This is a genomic window from Seohaeicola zhoushanensis, from assembly GCF_014656415.1.
GTDB classification, from domain to species: Bacteria; Pseudomonadota; Alphaproteobacteria; order Rhodobacterales; family Rhodobacteraceae; genus Seohaeicola_A; species Seohaeicola_A zhoushanensis.
Map to the genome: position 1 here is coordinate 1 of NZ_BNCJ01000030.1, position 20,605 is coordinate 20,605.

At 63.4% G+C, this 20,605-nt stretch carries 18 protein-coding genes and 6 pseudogenes; 14 read left to right on the forward strand and 10 right to left on the reverse strand.

Going from position 1 to position 20,605, the window contains the following annotated elements; genetic code table 11:
• Positions 1–88 precede the first annotated feature (88 nt).
• From IE266_RS27025 to IE266_RS24250, 4 genes are read left to right on the forward strand one after another with little or no spacing between them, the layout of a single operon-like run.
• The gene (locus tag IE266_RS27025) at positions 89–490 is read left to right on the forward strand and encodes a helix-turn-helix domain-containing protein (RefSeq protein WP_229864453.1); all 402 of its coding nucleotides are present in this window, start codon (positions 89–91) and stop codon (positions 488–490) included.
• A gap of 9 nt (positions 491–499) precedes the next feature.
• Positions 500–1,735, forward strand: coding sequence for a TnsB C-terminal domain-containing protein (locus IE266_RS24240; RefSeq protein ID WP_229864455.1), 1,236 nt, complete (start codon positions 500–502; stop codon positions 1,733–1,735).
• The gene (locus tag IE266_RS24245; RefSeq protein ID WP_189682724.1) at positions 1,728–2,606 is read left to right on the forward strand and encodes a TniB family NTP-binding protein; all 879 of its coding nucleotides are present in this window, start codon (positions 1,728–1,730) and stop codon (positions 2,604–2,606) included. The genes IE266_RS24240 and IE266_RS24245 overlap by 8 nt, the downstream gene beginning before the upstream one ends.
• The gene (locus IE266_RS24250; protein WP_189682725.1) at positions 2,603–3,619 is read left to right on the forward strand and encodes a TniQ family protein; all 1,017 of its coding nucleotides are present in this window, start codon (positions 2,603–2,605) and stop codon (positions 3,617–3,619) included. The genes IE266_RS24245 and IE266_RS24250 overlap by 4 nt, the downstream gene beginning before the upstream one ends.
• A gap of 606 nt (positions 3,620–4,225) precedes the next feature.
• On the opposite strand, the gene IE266_RS24255 is transcribed toward IE266_RS24250, so the two are convergent.
• On the reverse strand, positions 4,226–4,579 hold the full coding sequence (locus tag IE266_RS24255) for a RidA family protein (RefSeq protein ID WP_189682726.1): 354 nt from the start codon (positions 4,577–4,579) through the stop codon (positions 4,226–4,228).
• Between the two features lie 33 nt (positions 4,580–4,612).
• Positions 4,613–5,596 carry a membrane dipeptidase gene (locus IE266_RS24260; RefSeq protein ID WP_189682727.1) on the reverse strand — a complete coding sequence of 328 codons (984 nt, stop codon included), beginning with the start codon at positions 5,594–5,596 and terminating at the stop codon, positions 4,613–4,615.
• A 103-nt stretch (positions 5,597–5,699) separates the two neighbouring features.
• Between IE266_RS24260 and IE266_RS24265 the strand changes: the two genes are divergently transcribed.
• From IE266_RS24265 to IE266_RS24280, 4 genes are all read left to right on the forward strand, one after another.
• Positions 5,700–6,629 (forward strand): LysR family transcriptional regulator, encoded by a 930-nt coding sequence (locus IE266_RS24265; protein ID WP_189682728.1) that lies wholly within the window; start codon positions 5,700–5,702, stop codon positions 6,627–6,629.
• A gap of 80 nt (positions 6,630–6,709) precedes the next feature.
• Entirely contained in the window at positions 6,710–7,723 is a 1,014-nt protein-coding gene (locus IE266_RS24270; RefSeq protein ID WP_189682729.1) for a TAXI family TRAP transporter solute-binding subunit, read from the forward strand.
• 11 nt (positions 7,724–7,734) lie between these two features.
• Entirely contained in the window at positions 7,735–9,636 is a 1,902-nt protein-coding gene (locus IE266_RS24275; protein WP_189682730.1) for a TRAP transporter permease, read from the forward strand.
• The gene (locus IE266_RS24280) at positions 9,636–10,091 is read left to right on the forward strand and encodes a RidA family protein (protein ID WP_189682731.1); all 456 of its coding nucleotides are present in this window, start codon (positions 9,636–9,638) and stop codon (positions 10,089–10,091) included. The genes IE266_RS24275 and IE266_RS24280 overlap by 1 nt, the downstream gene beginning before the upstream one ends.
• A 174-nt stretch (positions 10,092–10,265) precedes the next feature.
• Here the strand turns inward: IE266_RS24280 and IE266_RS24285 are convergent.
• From IE266_RS24285 to IE266_RS27220, 3 pseudogenes are all read right to left on the reverse strand, one after another.
• Positions 10,266–10,448: pseudogene (locus IE266_RS24285) on the reverse strand (transposase); the annotation flags it as partial.
• 15 nt (positions 10,449–10,463) lie between these two features.
• Positions 10,464–10,934 (reverse strand): annotated as a pseudogene (locus IE266_RS27030) (ISKra4 family transposase); the annotation flags it as partial.
• A 99-nt stretch (positions 10,935–11,033) separates the two neighbouring features.
• Positions 11,034–11,630, reverse strand: a pseudogene (locus IE266_RS27220) (peroxidase family protein); the annotation flags it as partial.
• A gap of 146 nt (positions 11,631–11,776) precedes the next feature.
• Between IE266_RS27220 and IE266_RS24295 the strand changes: the two are divergent.
• The 6 genes and pseudogenes from IE266_RS24295 to IE266_RS24320 all read left to right on the forward strand — a co-directional run.
• A pseudogene (locus tag IE266_RS24295) lies at positions 11,777–12,256 on the forward strand (IS6 family transposase); the annotation flags it as partial.
• A 162-nt stretch (positions 12,257–12,418) separates the two neighbouring features.
• On the forward strand, positions 12,419–13,015 hold the full coding sequence (locus tag IE266_RS24300) for a TetR/AcrR family transcriptional regulator (protein ID WP_189682733.1): 597 nt from the start codon (positions 12,419–12,421) through the stop codon (positions 13,013–13,015).
• A gap of 3 nt (positions 13,016–13,018) precedes the next feature.
• Positions 13,019–14,164 carry an efflux RND transporter periplasmic adaptor subunit gene (locus IE266_RS24305; RefSeq protein ID WP_189682734.1) on the forward strand — a complete coding sequence of 382 codons (1,146 nt, stop codon included), beginning with the start codon at positions 13,019–13,021 and terminating at the stop codon, positions 14,162–14,164.
• Positions 14,161–15,294, forward strand: a complete 1,134-nt coding sequence (locus IE266_RS24310) for an ABC transporter permease (protein ID WP_189682735.1) — start codon at positions 14,161–14,163, stop codon at positions 15,292–15,294. The genes IE266_RS24305 and IE266_RS24310 overlap by 4 nt, the downstream gene beginning before the upstream one ends.
• Position 15,295: 1 nt before the next feature.
• Positions 15,296–15,988, forward strand: a complete 693-nt coding sequence (locus IE266_RS24315) for an ABC transporter ATP-binding protein (RefSeq protein WP_189682736.1) — start codon at positions 15,296–15,298, stop codon at positions 15,986–15,988.
• 14 nt (positions 15,989–16,002) lie between these two features.
• Positions 16,003–16,380: a hypothetical protein gene (locus tag IE266_RS24320; RefSeq protein WP_189682737.1), complete on the forward strand. Its 378-nt coding sequence runs from the start codon at positions 16,003–16,005 to the stop codon at positions 16,378–16,380.
• A gap of 167 nt (positions 16,381–16,547) precedes the next feature.
• Here the strand turns inward: IE266_RS24320 and IE266_RS24325 are convergent.
• From IE266_RS24325 to IE266_RS24345, 5 genes and pseudogenes are all read right to left on the reverse strand, one after another.
• Positions 16,548–16,691 (reverse strand): annotated as a pseudogene (locus IE266_RS24325) (IS110 family transposase); the annotation flags it as partial.
• Between the two features lie 56 nt (positions 16,692–16,747).
• On the reverse strand, positions 16,748–17,431 hold the full coding sequence (locus tag IE266_RS24330; RefSeq protein WP_189682738.1) for an IS6 family transposase: 684 nt from the start codon (positions 17,429–17,431) through the stop codon (positions 16,748–16,750).
• A gap of 213 nt (positions 17,432–17,644) precedes the next feature.
• Positions 17,645–18,557: pseudogene (locus IE266_RS24335) on the reverse strand (ISKra4 family transposase); the annotation flags it as partial.
• A gap of 187 nt (positions 18,558–18,744) precedes the next feature.
• Complete coding sequence (locus IE266_RS24340; RefSeq protein ID WP_229864457.1) at positions 18,745–19,362, reverse strand: TetR/AcrR family transcriptional regulator; 618 nt, start codon at positions 19,360–19,362, stop codon at positions 18,745–18,747.
• A 59-nt stretch (positions 19,363–19,421) separates the two neighbouring features.
• The gene (locus IE266_RS24345; RefSeq protein WP_189682740.1) at positions 19,422–20,585 is read right to left on the reverse strand and encodes an ABC transporter substrate-binding protein; all 1,164 of its coding nucleotides are present in this window, start codon (positions 20,583–20,585) and stop codon (positions 19,422–19,424) included.
• Positions 20,586–20,605: the final 20 nt, after the last annotated feature.

The following is a 20,605-nucleotide window of genomic DNA, read 5'->3' on the forward strand; positions in this document are numbered from 1 at the left end:
TTGGAACTTCCGAACCGCGTCAAGCCGCGCCGCGTAGGGGACCGCCGAGGCGCTTACGACTATCCGGCATCCATGCACTGAGTAAGTTATGTCCGATAATTTTCCAGCTGACAAGGATTGGGAAGAGGCCGAGCGCCGCGCGCAAGTGATCGCGGAGCTGCCGGTCCGGCTCACTCAGGGCAATGTCGACTGGGCCATGCGCCAGTTGAATGTCAGCCGATCCACGCTCTTTCGTCTGGTGAAGCAGTTCCGGGAAGACGGGCGGACCAGTGCACTGCTACGGGATACCCGGGGGCCCAAACCGGGCATGCACCCCTTGGACCCGGCGGTGGAAGCGATCGTGTCCCACCATTTCAGGGTTTTCTATGCCACCCGCCGCAAGCCCACCAGGACGCGGTTCTGGCGGGAGATCGCTGCCGATTGTCAGGCGCAAGGGTTGGCACCGCCCTCGATCCGGCGTTTGGGCCGCTGGCTGGAGGGGCACGATTAGGCAAAGCTGATGGCCCGGCGTGAAGGCAAGGACAAGGCCGAGCGACGCCATCTGGCCACGCCGGGAGGCCTTACTGCAGACAGCCCTCTCGATATCGTCCAGATCGACCATACCAAGGCCGATGTGACAGTGGTCGACCCGGTGACGCGTCGCCCGCTCGGTCGTCCGACGCTGACCGTGGCAATCGATGTGAACACCCGCATGGTTTTGGGGTTTCATCTGTCGCTGGAGCCGCCATCGCTTCTGGCTGTTGCGCTGTGTCTGACCCATGCGGTGATGGACAAATCGCATTGGCTCACTGCGCGGGGTATCAACACGGAGTGGGCTGCGCAGGGTATCCCAAACGCGATTTACGTGGACAATGGCGCGGAGTTCCACGCGCGCGCCTTCGAGCGGGCCTGTTCCGAATATCAGATCGACCTGCGGCACCGACCACCGGGAACGCCGCGCTATGGCGGCCATATCGAGCGCCTGATCGGCACGATGATGGGCGCGATTCACCTGCTGCCGGGCTCGCATTTCTCGAATATTTTCGAGCGCGGTGATCTCGACGCGGAAGCCGAGGCGGTGATGACGCTCAGAGAGCTGGAAACCTGGCTCGCTCTCGAGATCACTGGCTCCTACCATGCGCGGGTCCACAGCGCGCTGGAAACCACTCCTGCGGCGGCTTGGGCGGCGCGGACGAACGAGGTCCAGGTACAAATCCCGGCCGATCTCAGGCAGTTCCTGGTCGATTTCCTGCCCTCCGAGCTGCGAGTTTTGCAGCGCGACGGCCTGCATCTCTTCCACATCCGCTACTGGGCGGACGAGCTGCGCTGGCTGATGGGCCGCGAAAGCCGCAAGTTCACGCTCAAATACGACCCGCGTGATCTTTCGCGCATCTTCGTGCTGACAGAGAACGGGATCATCGAAGCCCGGCCGGCGGATCTGACACGGCCTGCAGTCACGCTCTGGGAGCACCGCGCGGCGCGACGCGCTATGCGCGAGGCCGGGCGCCGGTCGGTAGATGAGGAACTGATTTTCAGGACGATCGAGGCGCAGCGCGACCTCGTCGACAGCGCCGAACGGCAGACGAAGGCGATACGGCGCCACCAGGCGCGGCGGGCGCATTTGGTCCCTCTGCCGATGATCGATGTGACACCGGATGCCGACGCGCCAGATGCCCTGCCTGCGCCGGAAGGGACGGGGAGCCCGTTCCTCAGCCACCCCGGCTTCAAGGTCGAGGAGTGGTACGACGATGACTGAGTTCCCGCATCTCTATCCGGGAGCCGGCAAGATCGCCGCGTTCAGCGCCGAGGAGCGCATTCATAGGATTCGCGCCGACCGCTGGATCTCCTATCCCAGGGCTGAGGCCGCCTTGGAGAAGCTGGAAACGCTGATGTCGTTTCCCGAGCGCGCCCGCATGCCGAACCTGCTCATTGTTGGTGACAGCGGCATGGGCAAGACGATGATCATCGAGAAGTTCACCCGCGATCACGCATCGAGCTTCGACGAGACCAGCGGACGGCTACATATGCCGGTTGTCGCCGTGCAGATGGTGTCTGGGCCTGATGAATCGCGCTTCTACCGTCGGATCCTGGCGGCGATCGGTGCCCCGGAGCCGCCGCGGGCGACACTGTCTGTGCTGGAAAGCCTAGCCTTGCGTCTGCTCGCCGAATTGCGTCCGGGGATGCTGGTCATCGACGAGATTCACAGCCTGCAGGCGGGGACGATCCGCGAACAGGCACGATTCCTGAACATGCTGCGCTTTCTGGGCAACGAGCTGCGCATCCCGCTGGTCTGTGTCGGTACGGCGCAGGCCCGCAACGCGCTGCGCACCGATGATCAACTGGTGCGTCGCTTCGAGGCCTTCGCATTGCCGCCATGGCGGGAGGGCGAGGATCTGAACGGGCTGATGAGCACGCTCACGCGCACGCTGCCGCTTCGGCGCCAAAGCCAGATCGACGAGAAGGCACTCACGCGGATGATCAAGGTGACTGGCGGCATCACCTCGGGCATCTTTTCGATCTTGTCGCAGCTGGCGATCGCCGCCATCGAAAGCGGCGAGGAACGTATCCTCTCGCGCGATATTCTGGGCGGCGACCGGTTGCAGGCGGTCCTGGGAGAGCCGGTGTGACGGCGCACGGGCGCCTGCCGGTTGTCTACCTCCCCGAGGCGGACGAACGGCTGTCTTCCTGGGCCGCGCGCATGGCCCCGTTCTACGCCATGACGGTTTCGGAATTCGTCGCCGCGCTTGGCCTGAAGGGGCACGAGGTGTTCGACCTGGAATGGCGTCTTTCGGAAGGGCAGGGGGCTCTGATCGCGGCTCGGACCGGCCTTTCGCCCGAAGCAGTGCAGGCCATGGCATTCCGGGAGTTCGGGCCACAGGCGCGTATGATGATCGCGCGGAAGAGCCGGCATTACTGCCCGCACTGTCCCGAAGAGCCGCAACGCAAATCCACAGCCTTGCCGTGGCGATTTCGCTGCCCGGTGCATGGCGTGGAGTTTCGGGACGCCACCGGCGAGACTCTATCCGACCGGTTCGGAAGTGATCGCTTCAAGAAACTTGAACGGCATGCCGAGGCTGGGGTCACCTATCTCGATGCGTGGGCGCGCGGTGCGGAGCAGCGAATGGAAGCGCCCGAAGTGCTTGAGGTTCTGACGGCACGGCATCGCCGCGCCTCGCCGCCGAACGTTTGGGAGCAGCCACGTATGTCTCTGAAGGACCGGCGGGACTATCAAGATTTTCTGACCACGCCGATCCTCCGGCAGGCACTGACGATCGTTGTCCCCGAATACGATCAGGTGGCGCCAGTGCTCGCCAAGCCGGTGCGACCCGGTCTCCACGCCTTGGCACAGGGTTCTCTGTTGCAGTGTTTCGCGCTGACGGTCGGCATCGGACGGATCATTGAGGATCCGGTCAAATGGGCGATCTCAGTCATGCTCGTGAGCGATGCGGAGGGGCAGGGACGGGTCCGGCAGGCGATTGGCCCATGGCCGCTCTCGTTGAGGCGGAGTATCTCGGCTCGGTTCTGGCGCGCTGAGCGCGACGAGAGAGCACGCCAGTCTGCAGAAAAAGCCGCGAGACAGCGCCAGTCTCACAAATACCGACTCATCCAGTCTCATCAATACCGGTCCAGAATCTCATGAACCCCGACTCGTTTTTCAGGGAAGTGCTTGAATCTCATCAACTCCGGTCATCCGACAGATTTCTCGTGATTTTCTGACATGGCGCTGAGCATATCTTTTAAGGCCCGATAATGCAAACTTATTGGACATAGATGTGAACGGCAAGGCGGGGCGGTTAACTCGCAATATCGGAAAGAATAGCGCCGCCGTGGTTCAGGCTTCTGGCACGACATTCGCCCGACAAGACCCGGTCCGCGACCTTCATACGCTACCCGGGATGCCAGTTTGGGTCTTGTCGCCACGTCCAGATACTCTCTAAGATGTTGCGTTATTATCGGACGCAGCCGTGAGCCACATGCATCTTTTGGTGGCACAGAAAGCTGTGCACCGGGCCTTGTTGCGCGGGCGGCTGGCGCTTCATACAACGGGGCTGGGGCACGTTTTCGGGGTATTTCCTGGCCGCTTCCGGCTTGGAGGGCCCTGGCGATCTTTCTGATCAGGCATAGCTCGCGGAGGCAGGCCCATTTGCCGACGTCATGGCGCCCGATGGGCATCTCCCCGGGTGCGATCCGAACCGGCACCGGGTGTGCAACCGTGGACGGAAACGTGTTGCTGTCCGTCCGGCAATCAGCCCGGCAGGCGCGCCACGGCGATCATCTCGACGCGCATGCCGGCGCGGGCGAGTCGGACGCCGCCGGTTGCGCGGGCGGGCGGGTTCTGGGGGTCGACCCAGGCGTCCCAGACCTCATTCATCACGCCGATATCAGAGATGTCATCAAGCCAGACCTGGATCGACATCAGGTCCGCTTGGGATGCGCCCAGCGAGGCCAGAACAGAGTCGATATTGGCCAGCACCTGGCGCGTCTGGGTGGCGACGTCAGCGTCGAGATCGTCGGGCACCTGCCCAGCGAGGTGGATGATGTTGTCGGCGACGACCGCTTTGCTCATGCGCGGGCTGGGTTGGAAACGGGTCAATGTCATTGTGTTTTCCTGAGTGTCGTGATGCGTGTGGGGTCAGGCCTCGGGCCCGAAGCTTTGATCGAAGAAGTCCAGCCAGTTGCCGCCGAGAATGCGGGCGGCCTCGGTTTCGGAGAAGCCGACCCTGCGCAGGCCGGTTGCAATCCCGCGCAGGCCGCGGTTGTCGGCGAACCATTCGGGCTGATCGGGGAAACCGGCGGCGTCGGCCGAGCCTTCGCCGTAATCGATCTCGCGGGTCCAGCGGCCGACGCGCATCCATTCCACCACCGAATCCGGCTGATCCTGGCACAGGTCACTGCCGATCCCGATGCGCTCGACGCCCATCAGTTCGGCGGTGCGTGCAATCATCGTGCAGAAGTCCTCTAGCGTACAGGCGCTGCCGCCCTTCAGGTGGTGCGGATAGACCGAGAAGCCCAGCATTCCGCCGCTCTCGGCCAGCGCGCGCAGCACCGTATCGGATTTGTTGCGTCGTGCCGGGTGCCAGCTGGCCGGGTTCGCGTGCGTGATGGCAATGGGGCGGCCGGAATGCGCGATGGCGTCAAGGGTGGAGCGTTCCGAGGAGTGGCTCATGTCGACCACCAGCCCGACGCGGTTCATCTCGGTCACGACCTGTCGGCCCATGCGGGTCAGGCCGGGGTCTTCGGCCTCGTAGCAGCCGGTCGCGAGCAGTGACTGATTGTTATAGGTCAGTTGCATGAAGCGTACGCCGAGCCGATGCAGCACCTCCACAAGACCAATGTCCGCCTCGATCGGGGCAGGTGTCTGGAACCCGAGGAAGATGGCAGTGCGCCCCATTTCGCGCGCGCGGCGCACATCGTCGCCGGTAAAGCCCTGCATGATCAGGTCGGAATGGCGTTGAAACCGCAGGTTCCAATCCGCGATGTTCCGCACAGTTTCGCGGAAATCCTCGTGGTAGGCTATGGTGACATGGACGGCGTCCACGCCGCCTTCGCGCATCTGACGAAAGATCTTTTCCGACCAGTTCGCGTATTGCAGGCAATCGATGAGGTAGCTGGACATCCGGAAGTCCCCTGAACTTGTTCGTGAGTTTCCGGACTATTGCCACGTGGCAGCGCTTCAGTCACATTCAAACGGCTTAACCGCATTAAAGGAATGTTGAAGAATGGCCATCAAGATCGAGATGCTGCGGAATTTTGTCGCCGTCGCCGAGCTAGGCAATCTGAACGATGCGGCCGAGCGGCTTGGCCGCACCGCCTCGGCGGTCTCCATGTCGCTTAAACAGCTGGAGGATCATCTGGGCGCGCCGCTGTTCGAGACTGATCGGAAGAACCGCTTGACGGCTCTGGGCCAGTTCACGTTTGCCGAAGGGCGCCGGGAGGTCGAGAATTTTAATCGTTGTATCGAATCCATTAGCGCCTACGCGCAGGCGCGGGTGGGCACTGTCCGGATCGGGGCCGTTCCCTCGGTCACCGCTGTTCTCTTGCCGCCTGTCGTTCAGGCGTTTCGCGCCGAGCGGCCCGATGTCATTATCCACATCCGCGACATGGACTCGACCACCGTGCTTCGCGAGGTCGAGATGCAGCGCATCGACATCGGGATCGCGTCAGGCCGGGGCAGCCTGTCTTCGATCACCACGCGGCCGCTGTTCTCGGACAGGTTTGGCGTGGTGTGCTGCGCGGGCCACCCGTTGCAGGGTCTTAAGCAACCACTGCAATGGGATGACCTTCGGCCCTATACGCTGATCTCGAACGCGACCGGCGCACAGATCGCCAGCCCCGAGTTCCGGACGATGGATGAGGCCGCACACCTGCGCATCCGCAATACCGGATCGGTTCTGGGGATGGTGCGGGCGGATGTCGGGATTACGGTCCTGCCGAAGTTGACGCTGGATGGGCAGGCGGATGATTTTCTGTTTCTGCCGCTTGCCGACCCGGCTGCGACGCGTCGGGTCAGCATTCTCACCCGAAGCCACGCCGAGTTGCCGCCGGTCTCGCAAATGTTCGAACGTGCGATCTTCGACGGCGTGGCGAGAAGGGCCCGCAGCCATCCCGATGACTTCAAGATAGTTGAAGTATGCGCCACTACTTCTTGATTGATTGGAATCCCAGCTCATGCGGAATTAACACATCACGAAGCCGGCCCGCCCGGCAGATTTCAAGAGGGAGAAATCGCATGACCACCGACATAACCAGACGAACGCTTCTGCGCGGCACCGCCGCAGCTGCCTTTGCCCTGTCCGCACCCCGGTTTGCGCTGGCACAGGCGCCCGACTTCCTGACGATTGGCGGCGGCCCCTCAGGTGGCGTGTTCGGGATCGTCGGGACGGCGGTCGCCAACCAACTGTCCGCGATCTTCCCCGCGACCATCATCGACGTGCAACCCGGCGGTTCGGGGCCGAACCTGCTGCGCGTGCGCGACGGCAAGGCCGATCTGGGGATCACCTCGGCCAACAACGCGCTCGACGCCTGGAACGGCCGTGATCCGGCAACGCCCGAGGCACCGGTTCAGAATGCACGCGGCCTGATGACCATCATGCAGAGCGCGATCCAAATCTGGGTCGATGCGCGGTCCGACATCCATTCGCTCGAAGATCTGCGCGGCAAGCAGGTCAGCGCGGGTCAGCCCGGCCAAACCTCTTGGCTGACCTTCGAGAACCTGCTCGCGGCGGCCGGAATGACCATCGCCGACATAGAAGCCGATGGTGGCAAACTGCACCCGCTTAGTTGGTCGGAATCTCATGAGGCGCTGAGCAATGGTCAGCTCGACGCGGTGATGTGGCTGTCGCTCTGGCCGCATCCGACGGTGCTGCAGAACGAAACGGTCCGCCCGATGCGCGCCCTGTCGTTCGATCCGGCGGTGCTGGAGAAATTCGTGGCCGATCACGGAGCCGGGTTCGAGCCGGTCACGCTGCCCGCGGGCCTGTTCGGCGGCCAGGAAGAGCCCGCCCAGACGCTGGGCACCAACACAATTCTGTTTGCAGGCGCGGAAATGTCGGACGAGACGGCCTACGCCATCGTCAAGCAGCTGTGGGAGAACCGTGAGGAGCTCTACACGGCGCATTCTCTGCTTCGCTACATGACCCCCGAAACCGTTGGTCAGGGCATGGTCGTGCCGGTTCATCCGGGCGCGCGGAAATACTTCGAAGAGCAGGGGATCACGGTCTCCGATTCCAAGCTCGACGCCTGAGGACCGCACAGATGACCACCGCAACCGAAACCGGCCGCGCGCCCCTGCGGGACCGCGCAATCGCCGTCCTTGCTCTGGCGATGACGGCCTTCCATCTGCTTGCGGCCTCGCCGCTGTGGCTTGCGCCCAACCTGCTGCTCAGATCGGTGCACATTCTGTTCGCGGTGATCATCGTCTTCCTGCTCCAACCGATGCCTCGCCGGAAGTTGGGGCATCTGGTCGACTTCGGCCTGATCGCGTTGTCCGTGGTGACGCTGGGCTATGCCGCTCTTAATCACAGTGCCATCGTCGTGCGCCCGCCCTGGACGCTGGATGCCTCAGCGATGGAATTGTTCGTCGCCATCGGCGCGATCGTGGTGATCCTCGAGGCCACCCGCCGCAGTCTTGGCATGGCAATCGTGTGGCTCTGCCTGATTTTCATCGTCTATGCCTTCGTCGGCCCCGAACTGCGCTACGTCAGCTGGTTGCGCCCGCTTGCCCATGGCGGGGTAGGGGTCAGCGAATTCGTCGACCAGATGTATTTCAGCTTCGAGGGCCTGTTCGGCACCGCGCTTGGCGTGTCGGCGGAGTACATCTTTCTTTTCGTGATTTTCGGTGCTGTGCTGCAAGTGGCTGGTGGTGGCGATTTCTTCATCACCATCACCCGTGCCATGACCGGTCAAAGCCGGGGTGGCCCGGCAAAGATTGCCGTCATCGCCAGTGGCCTGATGGGCATGATGTCGGGCAGTGCCGTTGCGAATGTCGCGACCACCGGTTCGCTGACCATCCCGATGATGCTCAAGCTTGGCTACCCGCGCCGTTTCGCCGGGGCAATCGAGGCCATCGCCTCGACCGGCGGGCAGATCACGCCGCCGATCATGGGGGCCGCTGCCTTCCTGATGGCTGGCATTCTGGGCATCGGGTATCTTGAGGTGGCTGCCGCCGCGCTCATCCCGGCGCTGCTGTTTTACGTGGCGTTGCTGTTTGCGGTGCATCTGGCATCCGTAAAGCTGAACCTGCAGCCGCTTGCGGCTGCCGAGGCCGGATCGACCCGTGCGGTGCTCATGGGGGGCTGGACCTTCCTGATCCCGGTCGTGATCCTGGTCGCGCTGCTGATGCAGGGCTATTCGGCAAGCTTCAGCGCCTTTTTCGGCGTGGTCGCGGCATTCGTGACGCCCTACCTGCGGCGCTCGACGTTCGTGCATTGGCGTCAGCATGTTGCGGGTATCCGGCTGGGCGTCGAGGGTGCCGCGACCGTTGCGGCCGCCTGTGCGTCTGCCGGCATCATCGTGGGGGTCGTGCAAATCTCGGGGCTTGGCTTCAAGTTCAGCGCCGTGGTCACCAGTTTCTCCGGTGGCTCGCTCGATATTGCGCTGCTGCTGGCCATGATCGCTGCCTTCATCTTTGGCATGGGTATGCCCACGACGGCGGCCTATATCGTTCAGGCCACGCTGGTGGCGCCGGCGCTGGTGAAGCTGGGGGCCGATCCGCTGGCCGCGCATATGTTCGTGTTCTACTACGCCGTGCTTGGGCAGATCACGCCGCCTCTGGCCGTTGCGGCCTATGCAGCCGCCCCGATCGCAGGCGAGCGTCCGTCCCGCGTGGGGTGGACGGCCTTCCTGATCGGGCTGCCAATATACATCATCCCCTTCATGTTCGTGTCGAACTCGGTGCTCCTGACGCCCGACTTCAGCCTCGACCTGTTCTATTCGCTGCTTCGCGCGGTGCTGGCCGTTGCCGTGCTGTCTGCCGTGGTGATCGGCTGGCTTTTCGGCGCGGCACTTGGATGGGTGATGCGGGGGCTGCTTGTTCTGGCCGCCGTACTGATGATCCATCCCGAGCTTATCTCTTCGGCAATGGGCGTAGCAATCCTGTTCGGCGTCTATCTGCTCCAACGTATCAAGTTTTCTAAAAATCGCGAGGTTACCTTCTGATGAACGAAGCTTTCGAATTGCCCGCGCCGATCGGCACGAACTACGAATACATCCTGGCCTCCCGCCATGACTGCCTTGTGATGGTTGCTGGACAGATCGCCAAGGTCGGGGACAACGCGCTTCACGCAACGGGGCGGTGTGGTGAGGATGTCGACCTCCAGACGGCCTGCAAGAACGCCGAGATCGCTGCGGGGCAGGTGATGGCATGGCTGTCGGAGCAGTGCGGGCCGGGCGAAAGGATCGAGCGGATCCTGCGGATGACCGCCCATATCGCAGTCGGGGATCAACCGTTCGACATCTCGACCGTTGCCGATGCGGCCTCGCGCCTGTTCATTTCGGCACTTGGCGAAACGGGACGCCACCCCCGCTCGGTCATAGGCGTAAGCCGCCTTCCGCGCAATGCGCCCGTGCTTTTGGAGGTCACTGCGGTATTGGGTCCCCTGAACAGCAGCTAGATGAAGCCGTGACTTCCGGGCTTGAGGCAGATACCACTACATTCGGCATTATGCTCTAGCAGGCCGCTGAATTAGTCGCCGAGCCGGAACGTTTTCCCGTGATCAGGGTTTGGTCACGTGATCTCGATGCCCGTTGGCGAGTGCGGCACACGCACCTGGTGGCGTGCTCGCGCGTCAAGCAGTCAGCAACCGAGGCAGTCTGGCGAGGTTTTTGGCGGCCATTGTCAGGATGAACCGCGACCGAACACGTTCGACGCCACGATACATGGTTTGAGCCATGCCCCCGACGGTTTTTGCCCAGCCGAACGCTTCCTCGATCTTCTTTCGGTGCTTCTGGGACGTGGCGTAACGGGAGTGGGCAAAACTTGGGGGTCATGCGGCTGCTCTCTGGTAAACGCCGGTTAGCCGACCGTCGAGAACGGCGGCGCGGACAACGGCCACGCGGTGGGCTCCCTTGGGTGACCATCTCATGCGGCGTCGCTTTCCCATGCGGGTGTTGCCGATGTCGTCCACGCAGCCCTCAGCCCGGGACGAAGAAATCGGAAGACCGCGGCGGTACCGTCGACCATAATCGGTCAGATTGTCCGTTTTGTTCGCAAGGTAGGAATAGAGGTCTCGGCACCGGGCTTGCACGCGTCGGGCCGCTTCAGCCGCCACGGGATCATCTGTATGCAGCCGCGCGCAATCAACGATCAACCATTGCAGACTGGTTGTGGCCGTCAGAACTTTCCCATGCCACAGATACCATCGCAGCGTTTCGGCCGGGTGCCTGAACTGTACTGGAATGCCGGAGAAGCCCCGGATCTGCAGCAGGCCCTTTACCGCGTTCTCGACGTGCTGAATAAAGTCCAACAGATCGCGCAGCAGAGCCTTGACGGGCGGCAAGGATGATAATTCTGGCCATTTGATGCCCCACCAGCCATATTTCCAAAGGATCATACTGTGGCCGAAGCGGAAGATCGCGGTGGCGAATTCGATTGAGACGAGGAATTCCTTCGGGCCGGAAGGGGCCACGAACTTGCGGCCGTTGCGCATCACGTCGACATATATTTCTTCCGGAATGATCCGACGTAGATAGTCGGTCAGCACCATCGCTTGCAGATGCCGCTTCGTCTCGTACTGGGCCTCCTCCGTATTCAGTTGCTGGTTCAGCGCCATCATCTGGTGGAACCGTACCAGCAGAACATGCATCTGGGCCAGGCCGAGCTTGCTGTCGGCGCGCGGGTCGGGGCAGCACGGAAAACCACCCTCAATGCTGCGCGGCAGGTCGTAGGTCTGGTTTTGCCCCGCCAGCGGCTGCGTCGCGATTCCCAACGACGAGCCCGCGACGCTGATCCACTCGCTCGAAGAGCCTTCGTCCATGCTGGCGGTCCCGAACAACGACTTGAACTCAAGCGCGTGCAAGGCATTGGCATTGACCCAGGCGACGCCTTCGCTTTCGGTACCCCCTTGGAGATAGCTCATATCATGGGCTAAGAACTGCCCAAGATAGGTGTAGGCGGCCGGGATATCCGAATTGGTGTCATCCCGTCTGCACATGGCTTCCGCGAGTTCGACAAGAACCTCATCGGCGGGGTTTTTTAGAGCCGTGCTGCCGCCGGGAATGAGCTGTGCGTACGGCTTCGCCTCGTCGACGCCCTTCTGGTCGGCCGCGCGGGGCTATTCACATCGAGGGAATGCGGACCAGCCACTGGCGTTGGCACCTTGATGAGGTGTTCGTAAAGATCAACGGCGAGCGGCACTACCTCTGGCGGGCGGTCGACCATGAGGGCGAAGTCCTGGAAAGCTTCGTGACGCGGACGCGGGACAATAAGGCCGCGTTGAAATTCCTCAAGAAAGCAATGAGGAAGCATGGCCGGGTGGAGGTCCTGGTGACCGACAAGCTATGGTCTTACGGCGCCGCGCTGAGGGAGATCGGAGCGGCTGATCGCCAAGAAACTGGCCGCTGGCTGAACAACAGGGCGGAGAACTCATACCAACCATTTCGACGAAGGGAGCGAGCGATGCTCCGCTTCCGGCGGATGCGAAGTTTGCAGAAATTCGCATCCATCCATGCTTCGGTCCACAACCTTTTCAACCAGGAACGCAGCCTCACCTCACGAGTCCATTTCAAGGCAAACCGCACCGCCGCTCTCACAGAGTGGCGCGGACTCTGCGCGGCATAAGGGGCAGTCGTTCTGCCCTTGCGTAGACTGGTTCGCATTTGTCTGCCAGCTCCCCGAAAGGTGCCGAGGCGCCCGAGATCAGCGGATTGCGGACCTCGCATCTTGACAGACATGCTTCCATCAATCAGACGTATGTAATTACTTACTCACTTATCAACGTCCATGCGAAAGTCAGCTGAGCGGCGCAAGGCCGAGATCGTCACCGTAGTTCTCGCTCTGGCCGATAGGATCGGGCCGGACCGGGTGACGACCGGGGCGGTGGCTACGGCAATCGGGGTGACGCAGGCGGCGTTGTTCCGGCATTTTCCCACCAAGGCCGCGTTGTGGCAGGCCGTCGCCGAACATGTCGCCGAAGGGCTGGCAGCGGCCTGGGAGGACGCCATCAGCCGCGGCGATGGGCCGATTGTCCGGCTGCGCGCGCTGATCGCGGCACAATTCGCACAGATCGCCGCGACGCCAGCGCTGCCGATGCTGCTGTTCTCACGCGAGTTGAACGTCACCAACGCGGAACTGCGCGCCACGTTTCATGGCTTGCTGACGGCCTTTCGCGGCTTGCTCGCGCGCGAGGTCGACGCCGGGCAGGAAGCGGGCATTCTGCGCGGCGACATCGAGACAGCGGATGCGGCGGTGCTGCTGACCTCGCTGGTGCAGGGTGTGGCGATCCGCTGGGCATTGGGTGCACGCGATTTCGACCTGCGCGATGAGGGGTTGCGGCTGTTCGAGGTGCAATTGCGGCTGTTGGCCGCGGAAGGGGAATAGGCGATGCGGCGCGTCTGGCTTTTCGGATTCCTAACGGCGCTGGCGATCGCGGCGGGCTTCCTGTTCCTGACTGAACGGCCGCTGACGGTCACGGTCGCGCAGCCCGAAAGCAATGTGGCCCTGCGCATCTACGGGCTTGGCACCGTCGAGGCGCGCATCCTCAGCCGCGTGGGGTTCGAGGTCGGCGGGGCGTTGACGGCGCTGGCGGTCGATGCCGGCGACCGGGTGGCACCGGGTCAGAAAATGGCCAGCCTGCACGCCGCCGAGCAGGAGGCGCGCGTAGCCCGCGCGCATGCGGCGGTGGCGGCCAACGAGGCCAGCCTTGCCAGGGCAGAAGCGGCGGTCGTGCGCGCCCGCGCAGTGCTCGCGCAGAGCGAGGCGGCGAACCGCCGGCAACAGGGCCTGGCGCAGCGCGATATCGCTTCGATCCAGCGCGCCGAGGAGGCGCAGCGCGATGAGGACGTGGCGCGCGCCGATCTGGCGGTAGCCGAGGCCGATGTCGCGGTGACCCGGGCCCAGGGCATGGATGCGGCGGCGGGTTTGCAGCAGGAGGAAACCCTGCTGGCCCATCACCGCCTGATCGCGCCCTATGATGCGCTGGTCGTTGCCCGCCATGCCGAGGCGGGAACCGTGGTCAAGGCCGGCGATTCGGTTCTGACCCTGATCGACCCCGCGACCGTCTGGATTCAGGCCTATGTCGACGAGGAACGCGCCGGCCAGCTTGCCCTTGGCCAGCCCGGCACGATCCGCCTGCGCTCGCAGCCCGCGGCCCAGTTTCACGGCACCATTGCCCGCATCGGCATCGAAAGCGACCGGGTGAACGAGGAACGCCGCGTCTGGCTGACCTGCGCCGACTGTCCCGCCGAGATGTTTCTCGGTGAACAGGCCGAGGTGCGCATCCTGACCGGCACCCGCGCGACCGCGCTGATGGTACCCGAACTGGCGATCGCCGGCTTCGACGGGCATCGCGGCACGGTCTGGACGGTTGTGGACGGGCGCCTGACCCGCGCGGAACTGACCCTCGGCGCCCGCGACGATCGCGGTCGGGTCGAGGTCATCGGCGGCCTGCCCGAAGGGGCCATGATCGTCGCCCGGGTGCCGAAGGGCGCGGCCGAGGGCCGGCGCGCGCGCATTGGGGAGGCGCCATGAACCTCGCGCTCAAGGACATCCGCCACGGGCTGTTCCGCTTCGTGCTGACCTGTTTCGGGCTCGGGCTGCTGATGACGGTCGTGCTGGCGATGATCGGCATCTACAACGGCCTCGTCTCGGACGCGCTGGCGGTGGTGAAGGCGCCCGCCGCGGATGTCTGGGTGGTGGAGGCCGGAACCAAGGGCCCCTTCGCCGAAGCCTCCAGCATTCCCGCCGATACGCGCAATGCGGTGGCGCGGATGCCCGGCGTGGCCGAGGCCGGCGCGGTCAACTACCAGAACGTCGAGGCGCCGCATGGCGGGCGCACCCTGCGGCTCTACGTTGTCGGCTACGAGCCGGGTCGCCCGGGCGGGCCGCGGGCAATCGCCGAGGGGCGCGGCATTGGCGCCAGTCATTTCGAGATGGTGGCCGACCGCAAGACCGGCCTTTCGCCGGGCGAGACCATCCGGCTCGGGCGCAACCGCTTCACCGTGGTTGGTCTGGTCGAAGGGGCGATGAACTCGGGCGGCGATCCGGCGGTCTATGTGACGCTGGCCGACGCGATGGCGCTGCAAACCGAACTCGACCCGGCGGCGCAGCGGGTGCAGACCGCGCGCGGCGCAGTTTCCGTCAAGTCCGCATCGGTCGCCGCCGTGATCGCCCGCATGGCGCCGGGGGCTGACGTCGATCTGCTGGCCGCGACCGTGCGCCAGTGGAAGCACCTTGCCGCCATGACCCAAGGAGAACAGGAGGAATTGCTGCTGGCCTCCGTGGTGGACAAGGCGCGCAGGCAGATAGGCCTCTTCCTCGGCATCCTGCTGTCGGTCAGCGCCGTGGTGATCGCGCTGATCATCTACACCATGACCATGGAGAAGCTGAAGCAGATCGCCACCTTGAAGCTGATTGGCGCTCCCGACCGCGCCATCGTCGCGCTGATCGTGCAGCAGGCGCTGATCCTCGGCGCCTCGGGCTGGGGGATCGGGCTGATATTGATCCTGACCGTCAAGGACTACTTCCCCCGCCGCGTGGTGCTGGAGCCGTTCAACGTCATGGTGCTGGCCGGCATCATCGCTGCCGTCTGCCTTCTGTCCTCGGCGCTCGGCGTGCGGGCGGCGATGAAGGTCGATCCGGCCACCGCGCTCGGGAGCTGACATGGCGCTTGGCGACACCCTCATCGCGGTCTCGGGCGTGGCCAAGCACTTCGGCGAGGGCGAGACCCGCGTCGATGCCCTGCGCGCCCTCGATCTGACCGTGCGCGCCGGCGAGGTGATAGCGCTGCTTGGCCCCTCCGGTTCCGGCAAGACCACGCTTCTGAACATCATCGGCTGCATCCTTGCGCCGTCCTCGGGGAGGGTGATGCTGGACGGAGAGCCGGTGTTCGACGGCAGATGGCTGCGGCGCGACCTGCGACGCCTCAGGCTCGACAAGATCGGTTTCATTTTCCAGGCGCACAATCTCCTGCCGTTCCTGACCGCTGAAGAGAATGTTGCCGTCGTCCTCGACCTCGCCAAGCGGCCCGCCGACGAAGGCCGGGCTCGGGCGCGTGAATTGCTGGACTATCTCGAGGTCGGCCACCGGGCGAAGGTCAAGCCGGCGCTCTTGTCGGGCGGCGAGGCGCAGCGCGTGGCGATCGCCCGCGCGCTCGCCAACCGGCCCCGCATCATCCTGGCCGACGAGCCGACGGCCGCGCTCGACAGCGCACGCGCCGGGTTGGTGATGGATCTGCTGCGCAAGCTGGCCGTCGAGCAGGAGGCCTGCATCGTCATAGTCACCCATGACGAGAAGATCTTCGACCGTTTCGACCGCCTGATCCACCTGCGCGACGGCCGCCTGGCCGACGCCTGACCCGGAGAAACCCAATGAGCAGCCGCCCCCTCTCGCTGACCGTCGCCGCGGCCGTCGCCGTGATCTTCGGCCTCTTGACCATCGTTTCGGGAGGTCGTGCGCTCTTCGGCGACGTCGACATGGGCGCGGTGGTGCCCTTCGTGCTATGGTTCAACTTCACCGCCGGGTTCGCCTATGTCCTGGCCGGGATCGGACTCTGGCGCGGCGGGGCCTGGGCGCCGATGCTGGCGCTTGGAATTGCCGTGGCAACAGCGCTGATCTTCGCCGCCTTCCTCTGGCATATCCTGACGGGCGGCGCTTGGGAGGGGCGCACCATCGGTGCGATGATCTTGCGCACCGGCATCTGGACTGCCATCGCCGCGCTTGCATTTCGGGGCGAGAGGGCCAATTGACAAAGTAGCACACCCAGCCAGCATTTGCGCCAGCCAGGAGCCTGACATGAAGCGATCCCTGCCCCTGGACCTGTCGCTGGTCCTCTCGCTTGCCGCCGTTCTCGACGGTCGGCTAACCGGCGTTTACCAGAGAGCAGCCGCATGACCCCCAAGTTTTGCCCACTCCCGTCGGTTCGCGAGCTTCGATGAAACCGTTCGGCCTCGGGAAAGTAGAGCGGCAGGTAATGCGTCAGAATGCGGTGCCAGAGCTCGGTCTTCGAACGCGAGACGATCTCGTGCGTCTTCGACAGCTCCTGAATGCCGGCAATCCCGACGGTTCTGTCGCAAACTTTGCCGAGTGTCGGCATAGCCTGATCTGCGGACAGAATTATGCTACGAGCTCCGCGAAGGTCTGGAATGCGGTTGCGCCGTTGGTCGCGATTTGACCTTTGCGGATCATGTGGGCGGTCTCGATGCCTGCGATAGTGGCGGCCGCCGATCGGAAAGCCTTGAAGCCCATCATCGGGCCGGTGATCCGCTTGATGAAGCGGTGGTCTTGTTCCAGTATGTTGTTGAGATATTTGACCTGCCGCACCTTGATGGTGCGCCCGTTGCCGGTGAACTTCAGGATCACGTTCACCGCCTGCAGGCCGGCTAGGTTGGCACCGCTCTTATCGATTACAATCCGGTCCGGCACGCCGTTGGTGCCGATCGCTCGCTTGAAGAAGCGCCGGGCAGCGGACAGATCTCGGCGTTCGGAAAGCAGGAAATCAAGGGTTTGGCCGTCGCGATCCACGGCCCGGTAAAGATACGTCCATTTGCCCTTCACCCTTATGTAGGTCTCGTCCATCCGCCAGGATGTAGCGGTCGGCCGCTTCCTCGCTTGCGCCCGGGCCGCGATTGGCGGCGCGAACTTTACCACCCAACGGTTCAGCGTGGCATGGTCGACCTTCACCCCGCGCTCTGCCATGATCTCCTCCAAGTCACGGTAGGAGACGCTGTAGCGGAGGTAGAAGAAAACCGCGTGCAGGATCACGGACTTCGGATAATGCACGCCCTTGAACTCCATCACGCCAATCGCCTCTTGCCAACTCCCTGACACCGCTGACATATCACGCGCGCGCAGAAAGTCGAAAGTTTGCGACAGTACCGTGCCACCAGCTCCTCGCTGTCCATGCCCACCTCTTCGGCGCGCTCGAGCACGTCACGCAGCCCCTCGTCATTGCCAGCCTGAAGTGCCGCGATCAGCACATCGCTACCCGCTCCCGGCGGATATTCTGGCGGCTACGGCGTTCTCAACGTGCTGAATGCGCATCGAGATGTGCCACCAGTCGAGAATGTGGCGAACCTTTCCCCCGACGGCGACGCGCACGAGGTTTGGCAGGGCGGGTTCCCCGTCCGAAATTACAGTGACGGTTTGTTTGTGATCCCAACCGAGAGCCCTCAAGTCCTGGCGAAGCTGGCTGGCAGGTGACAGGACCGCCTGCTGAACAAGGCCGAAGCGGCGGCACTTGTCGTGGCTTTCGATCTTGCCGACCACAACATCGAGGTGTCGCTTCTGGTACTCCGGTCGGCATCGGATATGCGCACCGTCCAGGAAAACCGTCAACGCAGACGCCTCTTCGGTGGCCGAAGGAACTACCGGCTCAGTCTGCTCGCTGTCGCAGATCTCCCGGGAGACTTTGCCCAGACGATTGCGCACCGATGTATTCACCTGCTTCGCGCAAGGCAGGAAGGTTTCCAGGATTCGTGCCGCTTCCCGGAAGGAATGTCGTGCCCCAAGTTCGGCCTGAAGGCGTTGCAGTTCCGGAGTCGACCGGTCCGGAAAAAAGTGAGCGAGTGGCGAAAGCGGTCCGCCCAGGACGTCGTCGGATTTTGCATCGCAGGCGCAGCGACGAATGCGTGGGGCCTTGACCTGGAACCTGCCGAAGAGGGTGTCGAGCACCCGAGACCGATAATCATGTATGGCTCGGACCTCGTCGCAGTCAGGACAAATTCTGCTGGCTTCGGAAACTTCCTCGATCTGGTCGAGCAGGATCGCATTCTGCAATTGCCCCAGGATCGTCTTCGCATCTTCGAGTAACAACCCGAACCCCTCAGGCTGCGTGCGTCGAAACGGACGGGACAAACGGCCGAGAGGATGCCTCTTTGTGGTTCCGTTCTCAAACGGTCGTCTCGACTATACTCCGCACGTCCATGGCAGTTCCCCTCTCAATGAACCACCAACATACACAGACACCCCCAGGTTTTGCCCACTCCCCCCCAGCTTCATCGCCACTGCCGCCTGGCCCGAGGCTTCGCCGCCCGCGAAACCCGCACCGACCGCCTGCGTCACCTCGTGCAGGACTCTGTTGATGTCCTCCCGACAGAGCTCGGCCAACGGTTCTACGCTGTTGTGCGCACTCCGTTGAACACCATGTCCAGCATCTCGTCTGCGACGCCCTCGGGTGAAGACGGGCCGTTGCGATCGTACCATTCTGGCATCTGGTTGAACGCGGAAAACAATAGTTGAGCCAGCCGCTTCACGGAACAGCGGCGGATTGAACCGTCTTCCATCCCGCTGACAATGATCCCCTCCAACAGGTCTTGTCCGTCACGCAGTGCCCGTCGCATTTCCACCAGTTTGCGTCCGGTCAGGTTGCGCCGCGCCTCGCGCATCAGGGCCGAGCCGAAATCGCTGACTACGAGCTCGGCATAATGGCGGTAGAACACCCGCACGCGTTCCAGTCCGGAATCTTGCGAGGCCTGTGCGGCATCGAAACAGACCTCGACCCGTTCGAGCGACACGAAGGCACATTGCAGCAGAATGTCCTCCTTGTTTTTGGCATAATAGTAGAGCGACGGCTTCGTCAGGTCGAGCCGGACCGCGATGTCGTCCAGCGAGGTCTTTTTGTAGCCGATCGTCGAAAAGAGATGCGCCGCGACGTCGAGTACGGCGCGGCGCTTCAGTTCCTGTTGGGTCTCGACGTCCTTGGTCTTGCGATGCCAGACGATTTCGGTCAAAAACTTGCCTTTCCGGTTCGCCCCGTCAGGTCGGCCGACCGGGGCTGTTCCGACAACTGTTAGTAGTCCAGCCCGCGCGCCGCAACTGTCCATTTGCCGCCTTCGACCCTGGCGAGGATGAGCGTCTCGACGCCTTGATGATCCTCCGGCCCGAAACTGACATGCTGGCCGCCAATCGGGTCGACATAGTCCGTCATGCCCTCCAGTGCGGCGGTGAACTTTTCGACCGTCACCTCGGGCCCGACCTTTTCTAGAGCGGTCTTCACCATATCGATGAAGATGTAGCCAAGCTGCGCCTGTGGTGCCATCTTCTCGCTGTATTTCGCCTCGTAGGCCTCCACGATCTCCTTCGACTTGCCCTCGGCAGAGGCGACGTCCACGTAGACGAAAGGCGAAACGAGGTAGAGGCCGTCCATGGCGCCCTCCCCTGCCCCGGCAACGGCATCCATGTAAGGCACCATGCCGGTGACGAAGATCGGATCGAACCCCAGCTTGCGCGAGGTCAGCACGATGAGGATGGTGTCCTTCACGCTGCCGGCGAGAAAGACGATGTCGCAGCCCGCGTTCTTCAACGTGGTGACGGAAGAAACCATGTCGGTCTCGGTCGCCGAATGCTCGGTCGTGGCGGCGACTTTCATGCCATAGACCTCAAGCTGTTCGTGAACACCGGCGGCCATGGACTCCCCCGCCTCGTTCGCGATCTGCGCCACGCACGGCGTCTTGAAACCGCCGTTGTCATGGAAATAGGCGGTCGCGGCGCGGAACTGCTCCGGGTAGCTGCGGAAGAAGGCGTATTTCAGCGGGCTCAGAGGTTCCACCATCTCGACCGCCGCAGTCATCGGGAAGAGGCTGGGGACATTGGCTTCCATCAGCTGCGGCATGACGGCAAGGTTTTCCGGCGTGCCAAGCGAGCCGACCATGGCAAAGACCTTGTCACGCCGCAGAAGCTTGTTCGCCGCCTGCATCGCGCGGGGAACTTGGTACTGGGTGTCCTCGACCACCAGCTCCAGCATGCGTCCGTTGATCCCGCCGTCGGCGTTGATCTCCTCGACCCGCATCCGCATGCCCTTCTGTTCGGGCACGCCCCAGACCGCCAGCGGGCCGCTGAGGTCGGTGAAGGTGCCCAGCACGATTTTGTCGTCGGACACGCCCTGCGTCTGGGCTTGCGTCACGCCTGCCGCCATCATCGCGGCCAGGGTCAGCGCCTTGGCAAAATGGTTCATGTGATCCTCCCTTGGATTGA